The sequence below is a fragment of the Fictibacillus sp. 23RED33 genome (genome assembly GCF_015903925.1).
Taxonomy (GTDB): domain Bacteria; phylum Bacillota; class Bacilli; order Bacillales; family Fictibacillaceae; genus Fictibacillus; species Fictibacillus phosphorivorans.
Genome location: NZ_JACZDX010000001.1, coordinates 414,275 through 427,835, shown reverse-complemented (window position 1 = coordinate 427,835; position 13,561 = coordinate 414,275). Strand labels below are relative to the sequence as shown.

The window sequence follows — 13,561 nt, the reverse complement described above, 5'->3', positions numbered from 1 at the left end:
TATTCTCGCTAATTGTGTTAAAATTATCCATATAGATAATCAAGAGCAGAGGGGTTTAAACCTACGTGGAGCACAAGCAAATAATAGGCGAGGGTAGTACCGCTCGGGTCATTATCTTTTCTCCTAACGAAGTTGTTAAGCTTTTTCATGGTCACATATCTGATGATTTTATCGAGCATGAGTATAAGGTCAATAAAATGATCAACCAGTTAAGGCTTTCGGTTCCTGAGGTTAGGTGTAGTAAACCGATTTTTGGAAAAAGAGCGCTGATATATAAAAGGGTCGAGGGAACCACGTTAACGAATTTATTGAAGTCTCAATCTAGAAAAGCACTTCATCACTTGAGGAAGATGGCGACTCTTCAAGCAAGTGTTCATGAAAAGGAACTACCTACTCTTCCCACACAATTTGATGTGTTGAAACAAAAGATTTCTTCAGTAAAAGAACTAACTCAAGATCAAAAGAAAAGAATTCTTGAAGAGTTAGAAAAACTCCCTAAAGGCAAATCTCTGTGTCACGGTGATTTTCATCCTGACAATATTTTAATCACAAAGGATAATGCTGTAATCATTGACTGGGTTGATGCTACATGTGGCAACCGTATGGCAGACTTAGCTCGAACCCTCCTTATCTTGCGTTACGGCGGATTGCAAGATCGCACATCTTTTCTAAATTTTAGAACTACTTTATATGTACGAAAACTTTTAGCTATGTATTATAGAAAAAGTTATACTAGACATTACCAGTTCTCCTTAAAAACGTTAGAGAGTTGGATGATTCCGATAGCGGCAGCACGATTAAGTGAAAATCTTCCTGATTTCGAGAAAAAGTTATTGTTATCAATTATTAATAAAGGAATAAAGGTATGAATAAGTAATTAAACGTTATGAAACCTCTGCCTCACTAAAAACGTTGTTAGTAGATAACAAATGAAGTAAAGGAGAATTACATATGATATATGAAATGACAGTTCAAGTTCGTGTATCGAACATGGAAGATGGTCAAAAGTATTATGAAACTCTGTTGAACCGTCAGCCTGATTTCACTCCACATGATGGGTTTGCTGAATGGGAACTGCTTCCTAACTGCTGGCTGCAAGTTGCTGAGGGAACACCCACTGTTGGAAATGGACCTCTTCGTTTAGGTGTTGTTGATCTCCATGCTGAGCGAAAACGATTAATGGATGTTTTACATATTGAAGAGTTTGAAATTTTTGAGCGTGTCGAAGTTCCTGTTAAATGGGCTACGTTTTCCGATCCTTGGGGAAACCGCTTAGGATTATTTGAATATAAAGATTCAGAAGCCTTGAACGAAAAGCTTCGACAGGTAGTTAGGAGATAGTTATGAGAGTCATCATTTCATCAGTAATATCGGTACTTTGTGGAGCACTGTTCTTTTTTGCTATTCCAGGTGGGAATCCATTTAAGCTTGATCTACAAGGTGTGTTATTCGGTCTATTCTTTGGGATTGTTACAGCACTTCCCTTTTTTCTTTTTTGCACATTGCCCATTGCATTTATTATTGAATCTTCTAAAGATAGAATGAGGTTAAAATTTAGGTTTCATCTTCTTTTATATGTAGCACTAAGTATTGTTTTTCTTTTGATATACCGTTTCACTATCTTCTATTGGGCTAAGTTTGAAGGACTGAATACGTTTGCTGTGTTTGGTTATGGAATCACTTGCTCGATTGGTTTTTGTTTAAGTTATGCTTTATTCCGACCAAGAAAAAAACGTGATCCGAAAGAGCCTAAAAAGCCTTCAGGGCCATCTGACGCAAGAAGATACAGAAGTAAAAGTACTGTTTAAGGGAGAGGAACGCGGGGATGAAGAAAAAAAGAATCCGATGGACCTTATTTGGATTTGCCCTCCTACTCTTATTGATTAATTGGGTATTTCCATTCTCACCTCTCAGCCTAAAAAAATCCATTCGTTATGGTGGAGATCAAATACTCGTAGATGATTATAGATTGGAATTAAAAACATTCAAAATGGAGTATGAAACTCGTCTCAAACAACAAAGGAAAGATGAATTCATTAAAGACTTAACCACGAATGATGTTGAATATCTTTTACAAATGTATGAACTTCCTTGGTTGGTCAACAAAGATTCAATAACCATCACCAAGAAAACCTTAACTGATATGGAGTTTGAGGTTAAGGAAGCAAAAGATACACTCATCAATCTCGCGTTTCAAGAGGAATATTCAGAAAATACTAAGGTTTATTTGCACAGTTTATTAACGGAAATATTAAGTCTTGAAAAAGAAATTGATGAACTAAAACACCATTCGAGTCTTCATCCACGAAGTATGATTGATTTGCAACTACGAAATCTGCATGTTCATTTTATCTCAAATTTCCGGATGCTCTCTACTTTCTATCAGGAACATCTAAGGTCAAAAAAAGAAGCTTGAGCACTAGCGCTCAAGCTTTTCTCTATTCGACCACTCTAACTTTGTACCAAACAGCTTCCCAATTCTTTTTCTTCACGCGCTCTATATATTTTTTTCTTCGATCTTCAGTGCTTCTGTAGCTATCCGTTGGTCTTACCTCGATGCATAAAACATCTTCAATTCCACATGGAGCAGCAAGAATTACTTCATCCTGTTCATTTAGCTTAACACCTAGAGCTGTTACCGTTTCAGGAAATTTGGAGATCGCATCTACTGTTGACGTGTACGGTTCGAAATCATCATTGACGAGATGCATTCTCGCTTCATTTTTTACAGACCACGGCAAGTCTGGAATGAGTTCTAAAAGCATTTCCTCATACTTTCTTTCACTCTCTTTTTTGAGGTCTTCAGGATAGAAATAAACAACATCAATATCTGCTATTCTCGTTCTTTCTTGAAAGTCATGAAGTGTATCCCAAACTTTAGATCGAACAAACCCTGCACATATCCACCAATCTGGTAAAGCTAACGTTTTGGCAGCACGTAAAATCTCCATCATCCAATCATCATTTTTTATCATGTCTATTATGTATTGATGTTGGTCCAACTTTCATCCACTCTTTTCCTGTATATATGTTAAAGATACTACAATTAGTTGTGTCTACATTTTTCCAGACATAAAATAATTGACAATTTCCAAGAGAGCATAATATGATAATAGTAACTTCATAACTCCTAAAGGGGAGTAGCTTTTACAGTATAGTCGTCATTTCGGAGCTTCGTGCTCTCGGCTATATTGGCAACCATTTCGTTGTTAGCAAGACCTTTACCGTTCGGTTGGTAAGGGTCTTTTTCTATGTAAGACCTTTGCCTGCTATTGGTAGAGGTCTTTTTTTATTTGTTATCAGGAGGTCGCTTCATGTAAATCATTCTCGCTTCATTCATGCATCTATCATTTTAAAGGAGGAACCACAATGGAACTATCTATCTTGTTAGAATATGGTTGGATCTTGTTAGTGCTAATCGCATTAGAAGGCTTATTAGCGGCAGATAATGCACTGGTCTTAGCCATCATGGTAAAACACTTACCAGAAGAGCAACGAAAAAAAGCATTGTTTTATGGATTAGTCGGGGCTTTCTTCTTCCGTTTCGCATCACTATTTGCTATTTCGTTCTTAGTCAACGTGTGGCAGGTTCAAGCTATAGGAGCTGTGTACCTTCTGTTTATCGCCCTCAACCATATTTTCAGAAAAGTGTTGGTGAAAAAAGCAGATGAATCAACTGAAACGTCTAAAGCAACAAAGAAAAAATCTGGTTTTTGGACGACAGTATTGAAAGTCGAATTAGCTGACATCGCGTTTGCAGTCGATTCAATCCTAGCAGCTGTAGCATTAGCAGTGGCACTTCCCGATTCAGGACTTCCTAACATAGGCGGCCTAGATGGCGGAAAATTCCTAGTAATCTTCGCCGGAGGGTTAATCGGACTCATTATCATGCGATTTGCGGCCAACTTTTTTGTTAAGCTCTTACAATCCAAGCCTGGCCTTGAAATTGCAGCCTTTCTGATCGTAGGATGGGTTGGTGTGAAATTAGCTGTTTATACGCTAGCACACAAAGACCTAGCCATCCTTTCTGAAGGTTTTGCAAAGTCACCAGAGTGGAAAATCACTTTTTATGTTGTATTGGTCTTAATCGCTGTGGGCGGTTGGTTCCTTTCAAAAGAAAAATCACCACAATCACAAGCTGAATAAGCTGAATAACTCAAAAAAAGAGGAGCTGACAATAGCTCCTCTTTTTTCTTTATCGTTTTCGAACAGAATCTCCTTCAATCAGGCTAACGTTGATTCGTTCATGCTCAGGACTTTGCTTTTTTTGGATTAAATTCAGCAGTAGTTCAGAAGCTAATGCTCCCCACTTATGCTTTGAATAATTGATCGTCGCAAGTCTCGGTTGGATATATTGAGACACTTCAATATTATCAAAACCGATAATATGAACATCTTCACCAATGCGTAGATTTGTACGGCTGAAATAATTATACATACCGATCGCCATCTCATCATTCAAACAGAATACACCTACAGGTTCTGTAAAGTCTTGATGAATCTTCTTTCCTGCTTCTTCACCTGAATGCTTGTTAAAATCACCATCGATTTCGATGTACTCGATATGCGAATAGCGTTGTACCGCTTTTTGTACAGCTTCTAACCGCTGCCTCGCATCAAACGAGATATCTGGACCTTTAACAACACAGATCTTTCGATGACCTTTTTCAGCCAGATAATCAATCGCGAGGGTAGCCCCAGCTTTATTATCAAGCAGTACTTGAGAGATGTTCGGATGATCCATTCTGCGATCCATCACGACCAGCTTATGTCCTCGTTCTGCGTGACTTAACAATTCTTTCGTTTCATATGTGGCATCTAGAATGATCGCACCATCAATCATGCGCTCGGGAAGAAAACGATGCGACTCTTTTCCGCTACAGACGATAAGCTCATAGCCGTTCTCGCTTAATGTCTCCATCATTCCCTGCAGAAGCTGTCCATAAAAAGCCCCACTATAGTTCGTTAAATAGATTCCAATGATTTTTGTTTCTCGTTTTTTCAAGGAACGAGCGGCTGCGCTTGGGATATAATTAAGTTCTTTAGCGATCGCTAGAATTCGTGCTGATGTTTCCTTCGTAACTTTCGGACTTCCGTTCAAGGCATAGGAGACCGTGGAAATGGAAACACCTGCTTGTTTTGCAATGTCTTTAATACTTACCAACGAACTTCTCTCCTATCTCTCATGTTGCAAACGTTTCCTTTATTATAACGAAAGGTTATGAATAAATCTCTACGGTATTCACGTCTGCTGACAATTTATTTACAAATTCAGAGCGGTTCACGCTCACTCCACCTTTTCGGTAGATATTTTGATATGTGCTGCTCTCCACTTCTTGACCATTAACGACGAGTCCCTTCGTTTCCCCACCGCGATCTCGGAATACCATTTTGACAGGTTTGCCGTCGATCATATACTGCAATTCTAGACCATTCATTTCTTCGGTTAATATTGGATCAATAATTAGGTTCTCCCCTTGTGGGCGGATACCTAAACAATTTGAGATCAACTGGTTCATGTAAATTCCCGGACCAGAAGAATAGATTCTCCATCCACCTTTAACCTTGGCTTCACCATCTTTTAGTTCACCAAAACGTTCTTGCGCTTCATAGCGAGTTTTAAAATCACCATCAGAGCTTGAGAAATAAGCATTACTCTGACGTCGCTCTGCGTTTGGAACTTTTTCTTGGATCATAACAGGATTGATTTTTTCTAGTCCACTCCACACTTCTTCTTTTTTACCTAGCTTCGCCATGGCTTCAACAAAACGAATATGAGCATGAACATATTGAAGTCCGATCTCACGTCCGAAGTTCGATGCTTGTTCAGCACGTTTGAAATGCGTACTCACACCGCCTTTATAATGAGCAGGTTTGTCCATCAATCTTACGCCATCTGGGCAATAAAACTTTTCCATGATCAGATCAAGGTGCTGTTCAGCCTGTTCAGGTGTTAACAATTCTGCAATCATACTGCGCGTCATTGGTAATAGACGATAGTTGATACCCGTTGTGTTATCACTAGGATGAAGCATCAATTTTGGTGATTTTGGATCCTCCATGTAAACAAATCCAGGGATTACATCGGTTCCTAACATATGCTCTTGATAGTCTGCCTGAATATTTTTAGCGAGCTCGCTTAGTTTAGAAGCCTCTTCTTCGTCAACATGCTGTAACTGTTGGGAGAACTGAGTCATAACTTGATACGTTAAGGCAACCGTCCATGAACTCACCATGAATTTTTTAAGCTGTGGATTTGCAGGTTGAAGCGTATCATCCCAATCACCGTCTCCATACGAGGAAAGGTGCGTATCATGTAAAAAGTTCTCTTTCATGTAGCGGATCTGTTTTTGAATATGCTGTAATAATGTTTCTTTTTTCTCAGTAAAGTTAAAGTCACTGTTAGACGTGTAAGGTACTTCAGCACGTAAAATTTCAAAATCATTCGTAGCTGCAAGGTAATCTGTCACTAACTTCAGTGGCCATACAATGATATCTCCATGTGAATCATCTTGCTGGATTTTGAAATATTGATCAAACATAAACCATTGTGGCCAGTTACCCGTCTCGTCAAACTGATGAGAATATACCGTAAGCAAGATGTCTTTTACTGCACCATAATGCTGAGTTGCTAAGAAGTATTCAGCAGGTCCTTGGCAAACGTCACGCGTTCCCCAAGCTGCACCACCATATTGCTCAAGACCATGTGGTACCGAATAATGAATAAGCATGTTATGGGTATACCAATGAGCTAAGGCATTCATCTTCTGAAGCTCGTGTGTCTCAACTCCATCCTTAGTCAAACGGAATCCGCGGTTCGTGTTTTGAATGAATGTACGATAGCGCTCGATTTCCGTTTCAATCGTCTTATTTGTGAACGGAATCTTGTTCCCGTCGATTAGACCTTGATGAGAGATGCCCCACTCATTTGTTGGTTCAAGATCGCAAACCACGAGAGAAGCAGATCCACGATCCATGTTATCCCCAAAGATTGTCTCGTCTATTACGTTCCACTCGGTACCCGTAATCTTCATTCGATAGCTTAAATTTTCATACGTTTTTGCACTGTCAGAAGCATCATCTGCAAAGAATGAAAGGATCCCATCTTCTTTTTCCATTTTAAATGGCACTTCGTATTCTTGATTATTCATGGATACTTGGTTCGTTACAACGAATCGATATGATCTACCGCTAAGAGCCTTAACATGCAGCTCAACTTCAGGGGTATCGACTGTTGTGTAATTTGTGATAATAAACGTCTCACCTTCCGTTTTATAGAACCAACGCGTATAGTTAAAGCCCATCTCGAACAACGATGGCATCGTTAATAGTTTCAGCTTCCCATCTAACTCAACATAGATTCGTTGACCAGATGTTTTCATAACATTCAACGCATTGCGTGCATTTGTCATCATCTTATGAAACGAAGTGTTTCCTACTACTAATTGAGAATTGAAAATGCCATACATATAAGAAGTAGTCGTGATTGTGTCCTCTTTTAATGACACATTATCTCCTGTAACGAGAATATGTCCATGAGGTCGCTCTACGATTCTTTCTTTTTCTTTTAAAACGATATGTTCATAGGTCGGTGTAAAAAAGGATAGCAGCGTATCTCCTTCATACTCTTCTAAAATACGCTCCGGGAAAAGAGCTTCCACTTCTTCCATTTGAAGATCAACTGTTTTTAATGTTCCGTCAAAATGGTCATTACGATTAACTTTTTCAAGCGCAATCATATCTTCAAGTGGCTGAGCTTGAACTTCATTCCAAGCTAATTCAACCTCATCCTTATATTCAATAGACGTAACAGCATCTTGATGATCCTCTTTAAAACATCCATAAAAATTGATGTGATGTTTACCATCTAGTTCAAATCGCTCTGATTGAAGTGCAATATAAGCGAATTCATATTGATACACTTCACTCGCTAAGTTCTCGTTATAAAGTGCTTGTGGTACATCTGTTTCTTTATATGAAGTACCGAAGAACTGAAAACCATCAGTAATATAACCAACAGATTTCGTTAACGATCCTTGTTGTAGGTAAGGAAAGGCTTTTCCATTCGGCTGATTTTGACGTGAACAGATCACATAACCTAGCTTCTCATCTTCAAACACACCATGGTCTACATACTGAGCGATGAATGCTTCATTTGTTCGAACAGCTCCGATATGAGCAAGTCCCACGTCTTGCCCATAAATAATATCAGCCTTCTCAGCCTTTCCTTCGAGTTCAACATCCCAAAACCATATACCACTTTCTTTTAATGAAAAAGTGACTATATAAGAGATGTCTTGAAACGTACCACTCCAATAAACTTGATTCTCATTATACGAAACGGTGCTGTTAGATTTACTACCCAGAAGCGGAGTTACATGGATACCCTCACTGTTGAACACACGTAAATAAAGATTGTTCAAAGAACCATCGATTGGATTACTCATCCATTGATTGATCATCGTATCATGGTGGGAAGCTTTGTAGATATCACCAGTACTTAAGAACGCAAATGCAAAGTCACCAGCTTTAATAGTGATGTTCCCTTTCGTTAATGTTGTCATTGTCTATCCCTCAATTCTTTTATGATGTCTATTTTGTAATAAGGTAAATTCTGTTGATATAAACATGAAGTTTTCATCTCTTTTAACATTAATGAAAGCATTTTATCGAAACGTTTCAATTAAATTCAAGAGAGTTCCTAGGTTTTTGAGTTTCATACTGTTATCTTCTTCATTTCCTTTTGTAACACGGAAAACAGTATATGAAACCTTATGTTTCCAACAATTTATGGAAGGAAAACTCTTTTTGAAAATTCCATGTTGTAAACGATTACAACTTGAATTATAATGTGCTTATCGAAACGTTTCAACAATAATCTCAAAGAAAATTCGGGAATAATAAAAATTGATTGCTTTCACAGGCAAATTATAGGGGGAACTCACATGAAAAAACGTTGGTTTAAAAAATCAATGGTTACGTCAATGGTTGGTGCACTTGTACTATCCGGCGTCTTAGCTGGCTGCTCTTCAGGTTCAGAAGACGGAAAAACAACAATTACGGTTTGGGGAATGGGTGAAGAAGCAAAGTCACTTCCTAAGATCGCTGAAGAATTTGAAAAAGAAAATCCAAAGATTGACGTTAAAGTACAAGCCCTTCCTTGGGATCAAGCACACGATAAGCTTTTAACAGCCGTTGCTTCTAAAAAAGGACCTGATGTTGTTCAGATGGGTACAACTTGGATTCCTGAGTTTGCATCCGCTGGAGCATTAAAAGATTTAACACCTCATGTTAAAGATTACCCGGAACTAGATCCAAAACATTTCTTTGAAGGTTCTGTTGAAACGACAAAGTTTGAAGACAAAATGGTCGGTGTACCTTGGTACGTAGATACTCGCTTGCTCTACTATCGTACAGACCTGCTCGAGAAAGCTGGATTTAAAGAAGCTCCTAAAACGTGGGACGAGTTGAAGGAAGCCGCTGATAAGCTAGCTGACCGCGGAAAAGGGAAATATGGAATTTCGATCGATGCTAAAGAACAAAGCTTGTCATTCATGTTCGCACGCCAAAACGGCGCTGAACTATTAGGACCTAACAATGAGCCTAAATTCAATGATCCTAAGTTCGTTGAAGCGGTTGAATACTTGAACAGCTTCTATGAAAGTGGAGCAGCTCCAAAAGAAGAACTAGGAATGGACATCGTTCAAGGTTTCCGTGGAGACGGAATTCTGCCAATGTTCATCAGTGGTCCTTGGATGATCAAACTGATCAACGACCAAGCTCCTGAGCTTAAAGGTAAATGGGGTACGGCTGTTCTTCCGGCAAAAGAAAATAACATTTCAGCACTAGGTGGATCTAACCTTTCTGTATTTGAACATACGAAGCACGAAAAAGAAGCGTTAAAATTCGCAGCATATATGAGTAAGCCTGAAACACAATTAAAATGGATGGAGATGACGAATTCCCTTCCGGCAACCCAAAAAGCATGGGAAGACGAATCTCTTACTGGAAATGAATTTTACAAAGCATTCGGTGAACAGATGGAAGCTTCACAACCGATGCCTGTTATTAAGCAATGGGAAGAAATCGCTCAATCTTATTTAAAGAGTTTTGAGAAGATCTACAGAGGCGGAGCAGATGTTCAGAAAGAATTAGATAACTTCGACAAAAAAGCTGAAGAGATCTTAAAGAAATAAAATCCTGTTGATCCGGGGTATAACGAGCAGGTTATCCTGCTCGTTCCCTTTTTATCATCAACACGGGTAACGATGAAGGATGTGAAAACATGAAAAGCTATTCAAAAACGACTCCTTACCTCTTCATTGGACCAGCGCTTGCACTATTGGCTTTATTCTCTCTTTTTCCCATTGTTCTTGCATTGGTGATTAGTTTTACAGATATTGACCTAGCTGGACTTGCAGACTATTCAAATATTAGCTTTATTGGAATCGAAAACTATATCAATATCTTTAAAGATCCTATTTTTCTAAAATCGATCGGCAACACTGTCTTTTATGTCGTATTCGGTGTTCCTCTCGTTATCGCATGTTCACTTGGTATCGCTCTTTTGATCAACTTTGGTACAGCGCGTATCTTCAAGGCTTTTCGTCTTGTTTTTTATATGCCTTCGATCACAAACGTTGTAGCAGTAGCTGTTGTGTGGACGTATCTATACAACCCACAGTTCGGTCTGTTCAACTATCTACTCGGTTTAGTCGGCATTCCTGCTATACCCTGGTTACAAGACCCAACGATTGCCAAAGGATCATTGATCGCATTAGCTGTTTGGCGCGCGATTGGTGTGAACATGATTATTTTCTTAGCAGCTTTACAAGGAATTCCGAAAACGTATTATGAGGCAGCTCAACTAGACGGTGCAAACAACTGGAAACAGCTCACAAAGATTACGATTCCTCTTCTTCGTTACGCTATCTTCTTCGTATCGATCACAACGATGATCGGTTGGATTCAGTTCTTCGAGGAACCATTCGTGATGACGAACGGCGGACCGTTGGATAGCACTACATCTGTTGCCCTCTTCATCTATCGCAACGGGTTCCAGCTAAGCAACTTTGGTTATGCCGCTGCAGGATCTTTTGTACTGTTTGTAACGATCATTATCATCACGATGATTCAGTTCCGATTGCAAAAGAAAGATACCGACATTTAGGACGTGAGGTGAGAACATGAAATCAAAAGTATCTGATGCGAAAAAAGCATACAAAATGCAGCAATGGATCGCAGGAATCGTCTTAACGCTTGGCGGTCTTTTAGTAGCCATCCCTTTTATTTGGATGATCCTTTCTGCATTCAAACCTGAAAGTGAAGTCCTTCAGCTCACACCGACTCTGTGGCCTGAAACCTTTACAACAGAGAACTTCATCTACCTGTTTGAGAACATGAACTTTGGTGTTTATTTACGAAATACGATCGTCGTCGTCCTCTGTTCTTTCGTCGGACTTTTCTTTAATGCGATGGCTGGATACGCATTTGCGAAGTACAAGTTTAAAGGAAGAGAAAAGCTTTTCTACCTTGTACTAGCAACAATGATGATTCCTGGACAAGTAACGATGATCCCTGTTTATTTAATCTTAAACCAGATGGGCTTGACGAACACGATGGCTGGTGTTGTTCTGCCAGGATTGGTTGGTGCATTCAGCATCTTCTTGTTCCGCCAGTTCATGTCTACTATCCCAGACGAATTGCTTGAAGCTGCTCGTCTAGATGGAGCAAGTGAGTTCCGCGTGTTCATGCAACTCGTCCTGCCTATATCTAAACCGATTATGGCCGTTCAAGGTATTCTAACGTTTATCGCGGGCTGGAACAGCTTCTTATGGCCGTTAATCATCGCGAATGACGAAAGTCTGTATACACTCTCTGTCGGATTAAGCCTTTTGAAAGGACAATACGGAGGAAACTTCGCGTTGCAGATGGCAGGATCAACGTTCATGGTTGTTCCAATCGTCATCATTTTCATCATCTTCCAAAAGCACATTATTGAAGGCTATACCATCTCCGGTATGAAATAGAAGTTTGGCGTTGAAGAACCCTCGATTCGAATATGTAATCGGGGGTTCTTTTTGTTTTTATTTGTCTACTTTTTGGAGCTTGCTTTGCTTTCTATAATGAAGATGGATGAGGATTGCAAATATGAACCCTGAAGCATAAACAATATCATTTAGGATGCTGTTGAAATGATACATTTTTGAAAAGATAGAGTACAGAAACAGGATCCCAGTTAATAGTAAAAAAGCGTTTAGTCTTTTCTCCGATGTTTTCTTCATACGTACCTCCACTACCAGTCATGTAGAAATGTAGAATTTTGTCGAACGGCCTATAAACAATTTTGAAGGCCCATAAATCGATTTAAAGGACTATAAATTTTCTTGAAGGACTATAAATCAAATACTACGGACTATAAAGTAAAATTGATTGCTTTCATACTTCAAAATACCGCAATCCAATGTTTACTTCATCCCCAACTCTCAAGCTCTGACAATAAAACTCCTTTTTTCTTTACCAAAAAACTTAGATTACGCTCAAAGCCCCTCTCTGTTGTTATCAACAGATCTGAGAAAGAAAACCTATAGATTCTATTGAAATCTCCTTTAAGAGAAAAATAGATGTTCTCTTCTTCTGGACTAAATATGGTAGATAACTGTGTAGGAAAGTCCCCTTCTCTTTGAGCGGTTTGCTTCAGGATGGATAGTCCTTGTTCAACGGAAAAGTCACCTCTTCTGTTTACCAATCCACCATATACTAGCTGATAACGATCACTTCCTGGTCCTTACAATGTCATATCTTCATGTTCCATGGCATCTCGAACTGAAAAATTTGTAAGAACCATAAAGTTATCCTCTAGCTGATCTGTGTCTATATATTTTCTTCCAGGTTCCACAAGGAACGACTTCTTGTTAGGACCAACTATTAAACTTTGAACACTATAATCAGGAACATTCACGATTTCTTTTTCTTGAAGATAGGTAGGCAGCACTGATGTTTTTACTTTTTCAGACAACACTTCATCAAATAACCTCATCATATGTATACTGTTTTTGTTCCTTTTATATTTGCCTTCTTCATTCGGGTTCACCATATGAAGATTCATAAAGATTCCTTTTTTATTAAAGCCAATGGCTGGTAGGAAACGGCCGCCTTCTTTTTGCAAAATAAGGAGCTGATTATCACCTGATAGAGCCATTTTAATCGGCCGCTCAGACAGATCAAAGTTCATTCCAATATACGTTTGATCTACATGCAAAACAAAACTTGTACACATCTCTTCTTCACTTCCATTTTTAAATTTCCAGCTGAATAAATGATAGGTACAGCTGTCAGTAAAAATAGATTCTACATAAAAATCCTGGACCCTTTTATCCTCGTTTACGGTACGTGTTTTTATTTTTCTTACACGTTCACCACTAAATTGTATCTTTTCACCGATAAGCATCTCGGTTTTACTGATAAACTCATACAGAGCACCTATGAATCACTGCTGATTACCGTCAACCTCTACACTTCCACCTGAAAGCCCACAAAACAATAGCTAACTCCAACAAAA

Annotated in this window: 13 protein-coding genes; 8 read left to right on the top strand and 5 right to left on the bottom strand. The window is 38.9% G+C overall.

The genetic code is table 11. The features are described 5' to 3' along the window. The first annotated feature begins 65 nt into the window (after positions 1 to 65). From IHV09_RS02240 to IHV09_RS02225, 4 genes are all read left to right on the top strand, one after another. Positions 66 to 869, top strand: a complete 804-nt coding sequence (locus IHV09_RS02240) for a phosphotransferase family protein (protein WP_197263510.1) — start codon at positions 66 to 68, stop codon at positions 867 to 869. Between the two features lie 82 nt (positions 870 to 951). Then, a complete protein-coding gene (locus tag IHV09_RS02235) occupies positions 952 to 1,341 on the top strand; it encodes a VOC family protein (protein ID WP_197263509.1) in 390 nt (129 codons plus the stop codon). A 2-nt stretch (positions 1,342 to 1,343) separates the two neighbouring features. Beyond that, positions 1,344 to 1,808, top strand: a complete 465-nt coding sequence (locus IHV09_RS02230) for a hypothetical protein (RefSeq protein ID WP_137790281.1) — start codon at positions 1,344 to 1,346, stop codon at positions 1,806 to 1,808. 17 nt (positions 1,809 to 1,825) lie between these two features. Continuing rightward, positions 1,826 to 2,416 (top strand): hypothetical protein, encoded by a 591-nt coding sequence (locus tag IHV09_RS02225; protein ID WP_197263508.1) that lies wholly within the window; start codon positions 1,826 to 1,828, stop codon positions 2,414 to 2,416. 22 nt (positions 2,417 to 2,438) lie between these two features. Here IHV09_RS02225 and IHV09_RS02220 read toward each other — a convergent pair whose 3' ends face one another. Then, positions 2,439 to 3,002: a nucleotidyltransferase family protein gene (locus IHV09_RS02220; protein ID WP_231618106.1), complete on the bottom strand. Its 564-nt coding sequence runs from the start codon at positions 3,000 to 3,002 to the stop codon at positions 2,439 to 2,441. A 367-nt stretch (positions 3,003 to 3,369) separates the two neighbouring features. Here IHV09_RS02220 and IHV09_RS02215 point away from each other — a divergent pair, with 367 nt between their 5' ends. Beyond that, complete coding sequence (locus tag IHV09_RS02215; protein WP_197263507.1) at positions 3,370 to 4,146, top strand: TerC family protein; 777 nt, start codon at positions 3,370 to 3,372, stop codon at positions 4,144 to 4,146. A 49-nt stretch (positions 4,147 to 4,195) separates the two neighbouring features. Here IHV09_RS02215 and IHV09_RS02210 read toward each other — a convergent pair whose 3' ends face one another. Next, on the bottom strand, positions 4,196 to 5,164 hold the full coding sequence (locus IHV09_RS02210) for a LacI family DNA-binding transcriptional regulator (protein ID WP_144702152.1): 969 nt from the start codon (positions 5,162 to 5,164) through the stop codon (positions 4,196 to 4,198). A 55-nt stretch (positions 5,165 to 5,219) separates the two neighbouring features. Then, positions 5,220 to 8,564 carry a GH36-type glycosyl hydrolase domain-containing protein gene (locus tag IHV09_RS02205; RefSeq protein WP_197263506.1) on the bottom strand — a complete coding sequence of 1,115 codons (3,345 nt, stop codon included), beginning with the start codon at positions 8,562 to 8,564 and terminating at the stop codon, positions 5,220 to 5,222. A 381-nt stretch (positions 8,565 to 8,945) separates the two neighbouring features. On the opposite strand from IHV09_RS02205, the gene IHV09_RS02200 reads away from it, so the two are divergent. The 3 genes from IHV09_RS02200 (at position 8,946) to IHV09_RS02190 (ending at position 12,029) form a co-directional block, all read left to right on the top strand. After that, complete coding sequence (locus IHV09_RS02200) at positions 8,946 to 10,196, top strand: sugar ABC transporter substrate-binding protein (RefSeq protein ID WP_197127120.1); 1,251 nt, start codon at positions 8,946 to 8,948, stop codon at positions 10,194 to 10,196. An 89-nt stretch (positions 10,197 to 10,285) separates the two neighbouring features. After that, complete coding sequence (locus IHV09_RS02195; protein WP_197127119.1) at positions 10,286 to 11,170, top strand: carbohydrate ABC transporter permease; 885 nt, start codon at positions 10,286 to 10,288, stop codon at positions 11,168 to 11,170. Between the two features lie 16 nt (positions 11,171 to 11,186). Continuing rightward, positions 11,187 to 12,029 carry a carbohydrate ABC transporter permease gene (locus IHV09_RS02190; RefSeq protein WP_197127118.1) on the top strand — a complete coding sequence of 281 codons (843 nt, stop codon included), beginning with the start codon at positions 11,187 to 11,189 and terminating at the stop codon, positions 12,027 to 12,029. A gap of 57 nt (positions 12,030 to 12,086) precedes the next feature. Here the strand turns inward: IHV09_RS02190 and IHV09_RS02185 are convergent, their stop codons facing one another. Together IHV09_RS02185 and IHV09_RS02180 are read right to left on the bottom strand one after the other, a co-directional pair. Then, positions 12,087 to 12,284, bottom strand: a complete 198-nt coding sequence (locus IHV09_RS02185) for a hypothetical protein (protein WP_197263505.1) — start codon at positions 12,282 to 12,284, stop codon at positions 12,087 to 12,089. A 503-nt stretch (positions 12,285 to 12,787) separates the two neighbouring features. Continuing rightward, the gene (locus IHV09_RS02180; RefSeq protein ID WP_197263504.1) at positions 12,788 to 13,450 is read right to left on the bottom strand and encodes a hypothetical protein; all 663 of its coding nucleotides are present in this window, start codon (positions 13,448 to 13,450) and stop codon (positions 12,788 to 12,790) included. Positions 13,451 to 13,561: the final 111 nt, after the last annotated feature.

Bases quoted from the DNA above. Each gene is read 5' to 3' on its own strand.
- IHV09_RS02225 (WP_197263508.1), top strand. From the start codon at position 1,826: ATGAAGAAAAAAAGAATCCGATGGACCTTATTTGGATTTGCCCTCCTA.
- IHV09_RS02195 (WP_197127119.1), top strand. From the start codon at position 10,286: ATGAAAAGCTATTCAAAAACGACTCCTTACCTCTTCATTGGACCAGCG.
- IHV09_RS02200 (WP_197127120.1), top strand. From the start codon at position 8,946: ATGAAAAAACGTTGGTTTAAAAAATCAATGGTTACGTCAATGGTTGGT.
- IHV09_RS02215 (WP_197263507.1), top strand. From the start codon at position 3,370: ATGGAACTATCTATCTTGTTAGAATATGGTTGGATCTTGTTAGTGCTA.
- IHV09_RS02190 (WP_197127118.1), top strand. From the start codon at position 11,187: ATGAAATCAAAAGTATCTGATGCGAAAAAAGCATACAAAATGCAGCAA.
- IHV09_RS02230 (WP_137790281.1), top strand. From the start codon at position 1,344: ATGAGAGTCATCATTTCATCAGTAATATCGGTACTTTGTGGAGCACTG.
- IHV09_RS02185 (WP_197263505.1), bottom strand. From the start codon at position 12,284: ATGAAGAAAACATCGGAGAAAAGACTAAACGCTTTTTTACTATTAACT.
- IHV09_RS02180 (WP_197263504.1), bottom strand. From the start codon at position 13,450: ATGCTTATCGGTGAAAAGATACAATTTAGTGGTGAACGTGTAAGAAAA.
- IHV09_RS02235 (WP_197263509.1), top strand. From the start codon at position 952: ATGATATATGAAATGACAGTTCAAGTTCGTGTATCGAACATGGAAGAT.
- IHV09_RS02205 (WP_197263506.1), bottom strand. From the start codon at position 8,564: ATGACAACATTAACGAAAGGGAACATCACTATTAAAGCTGGTGACTTT.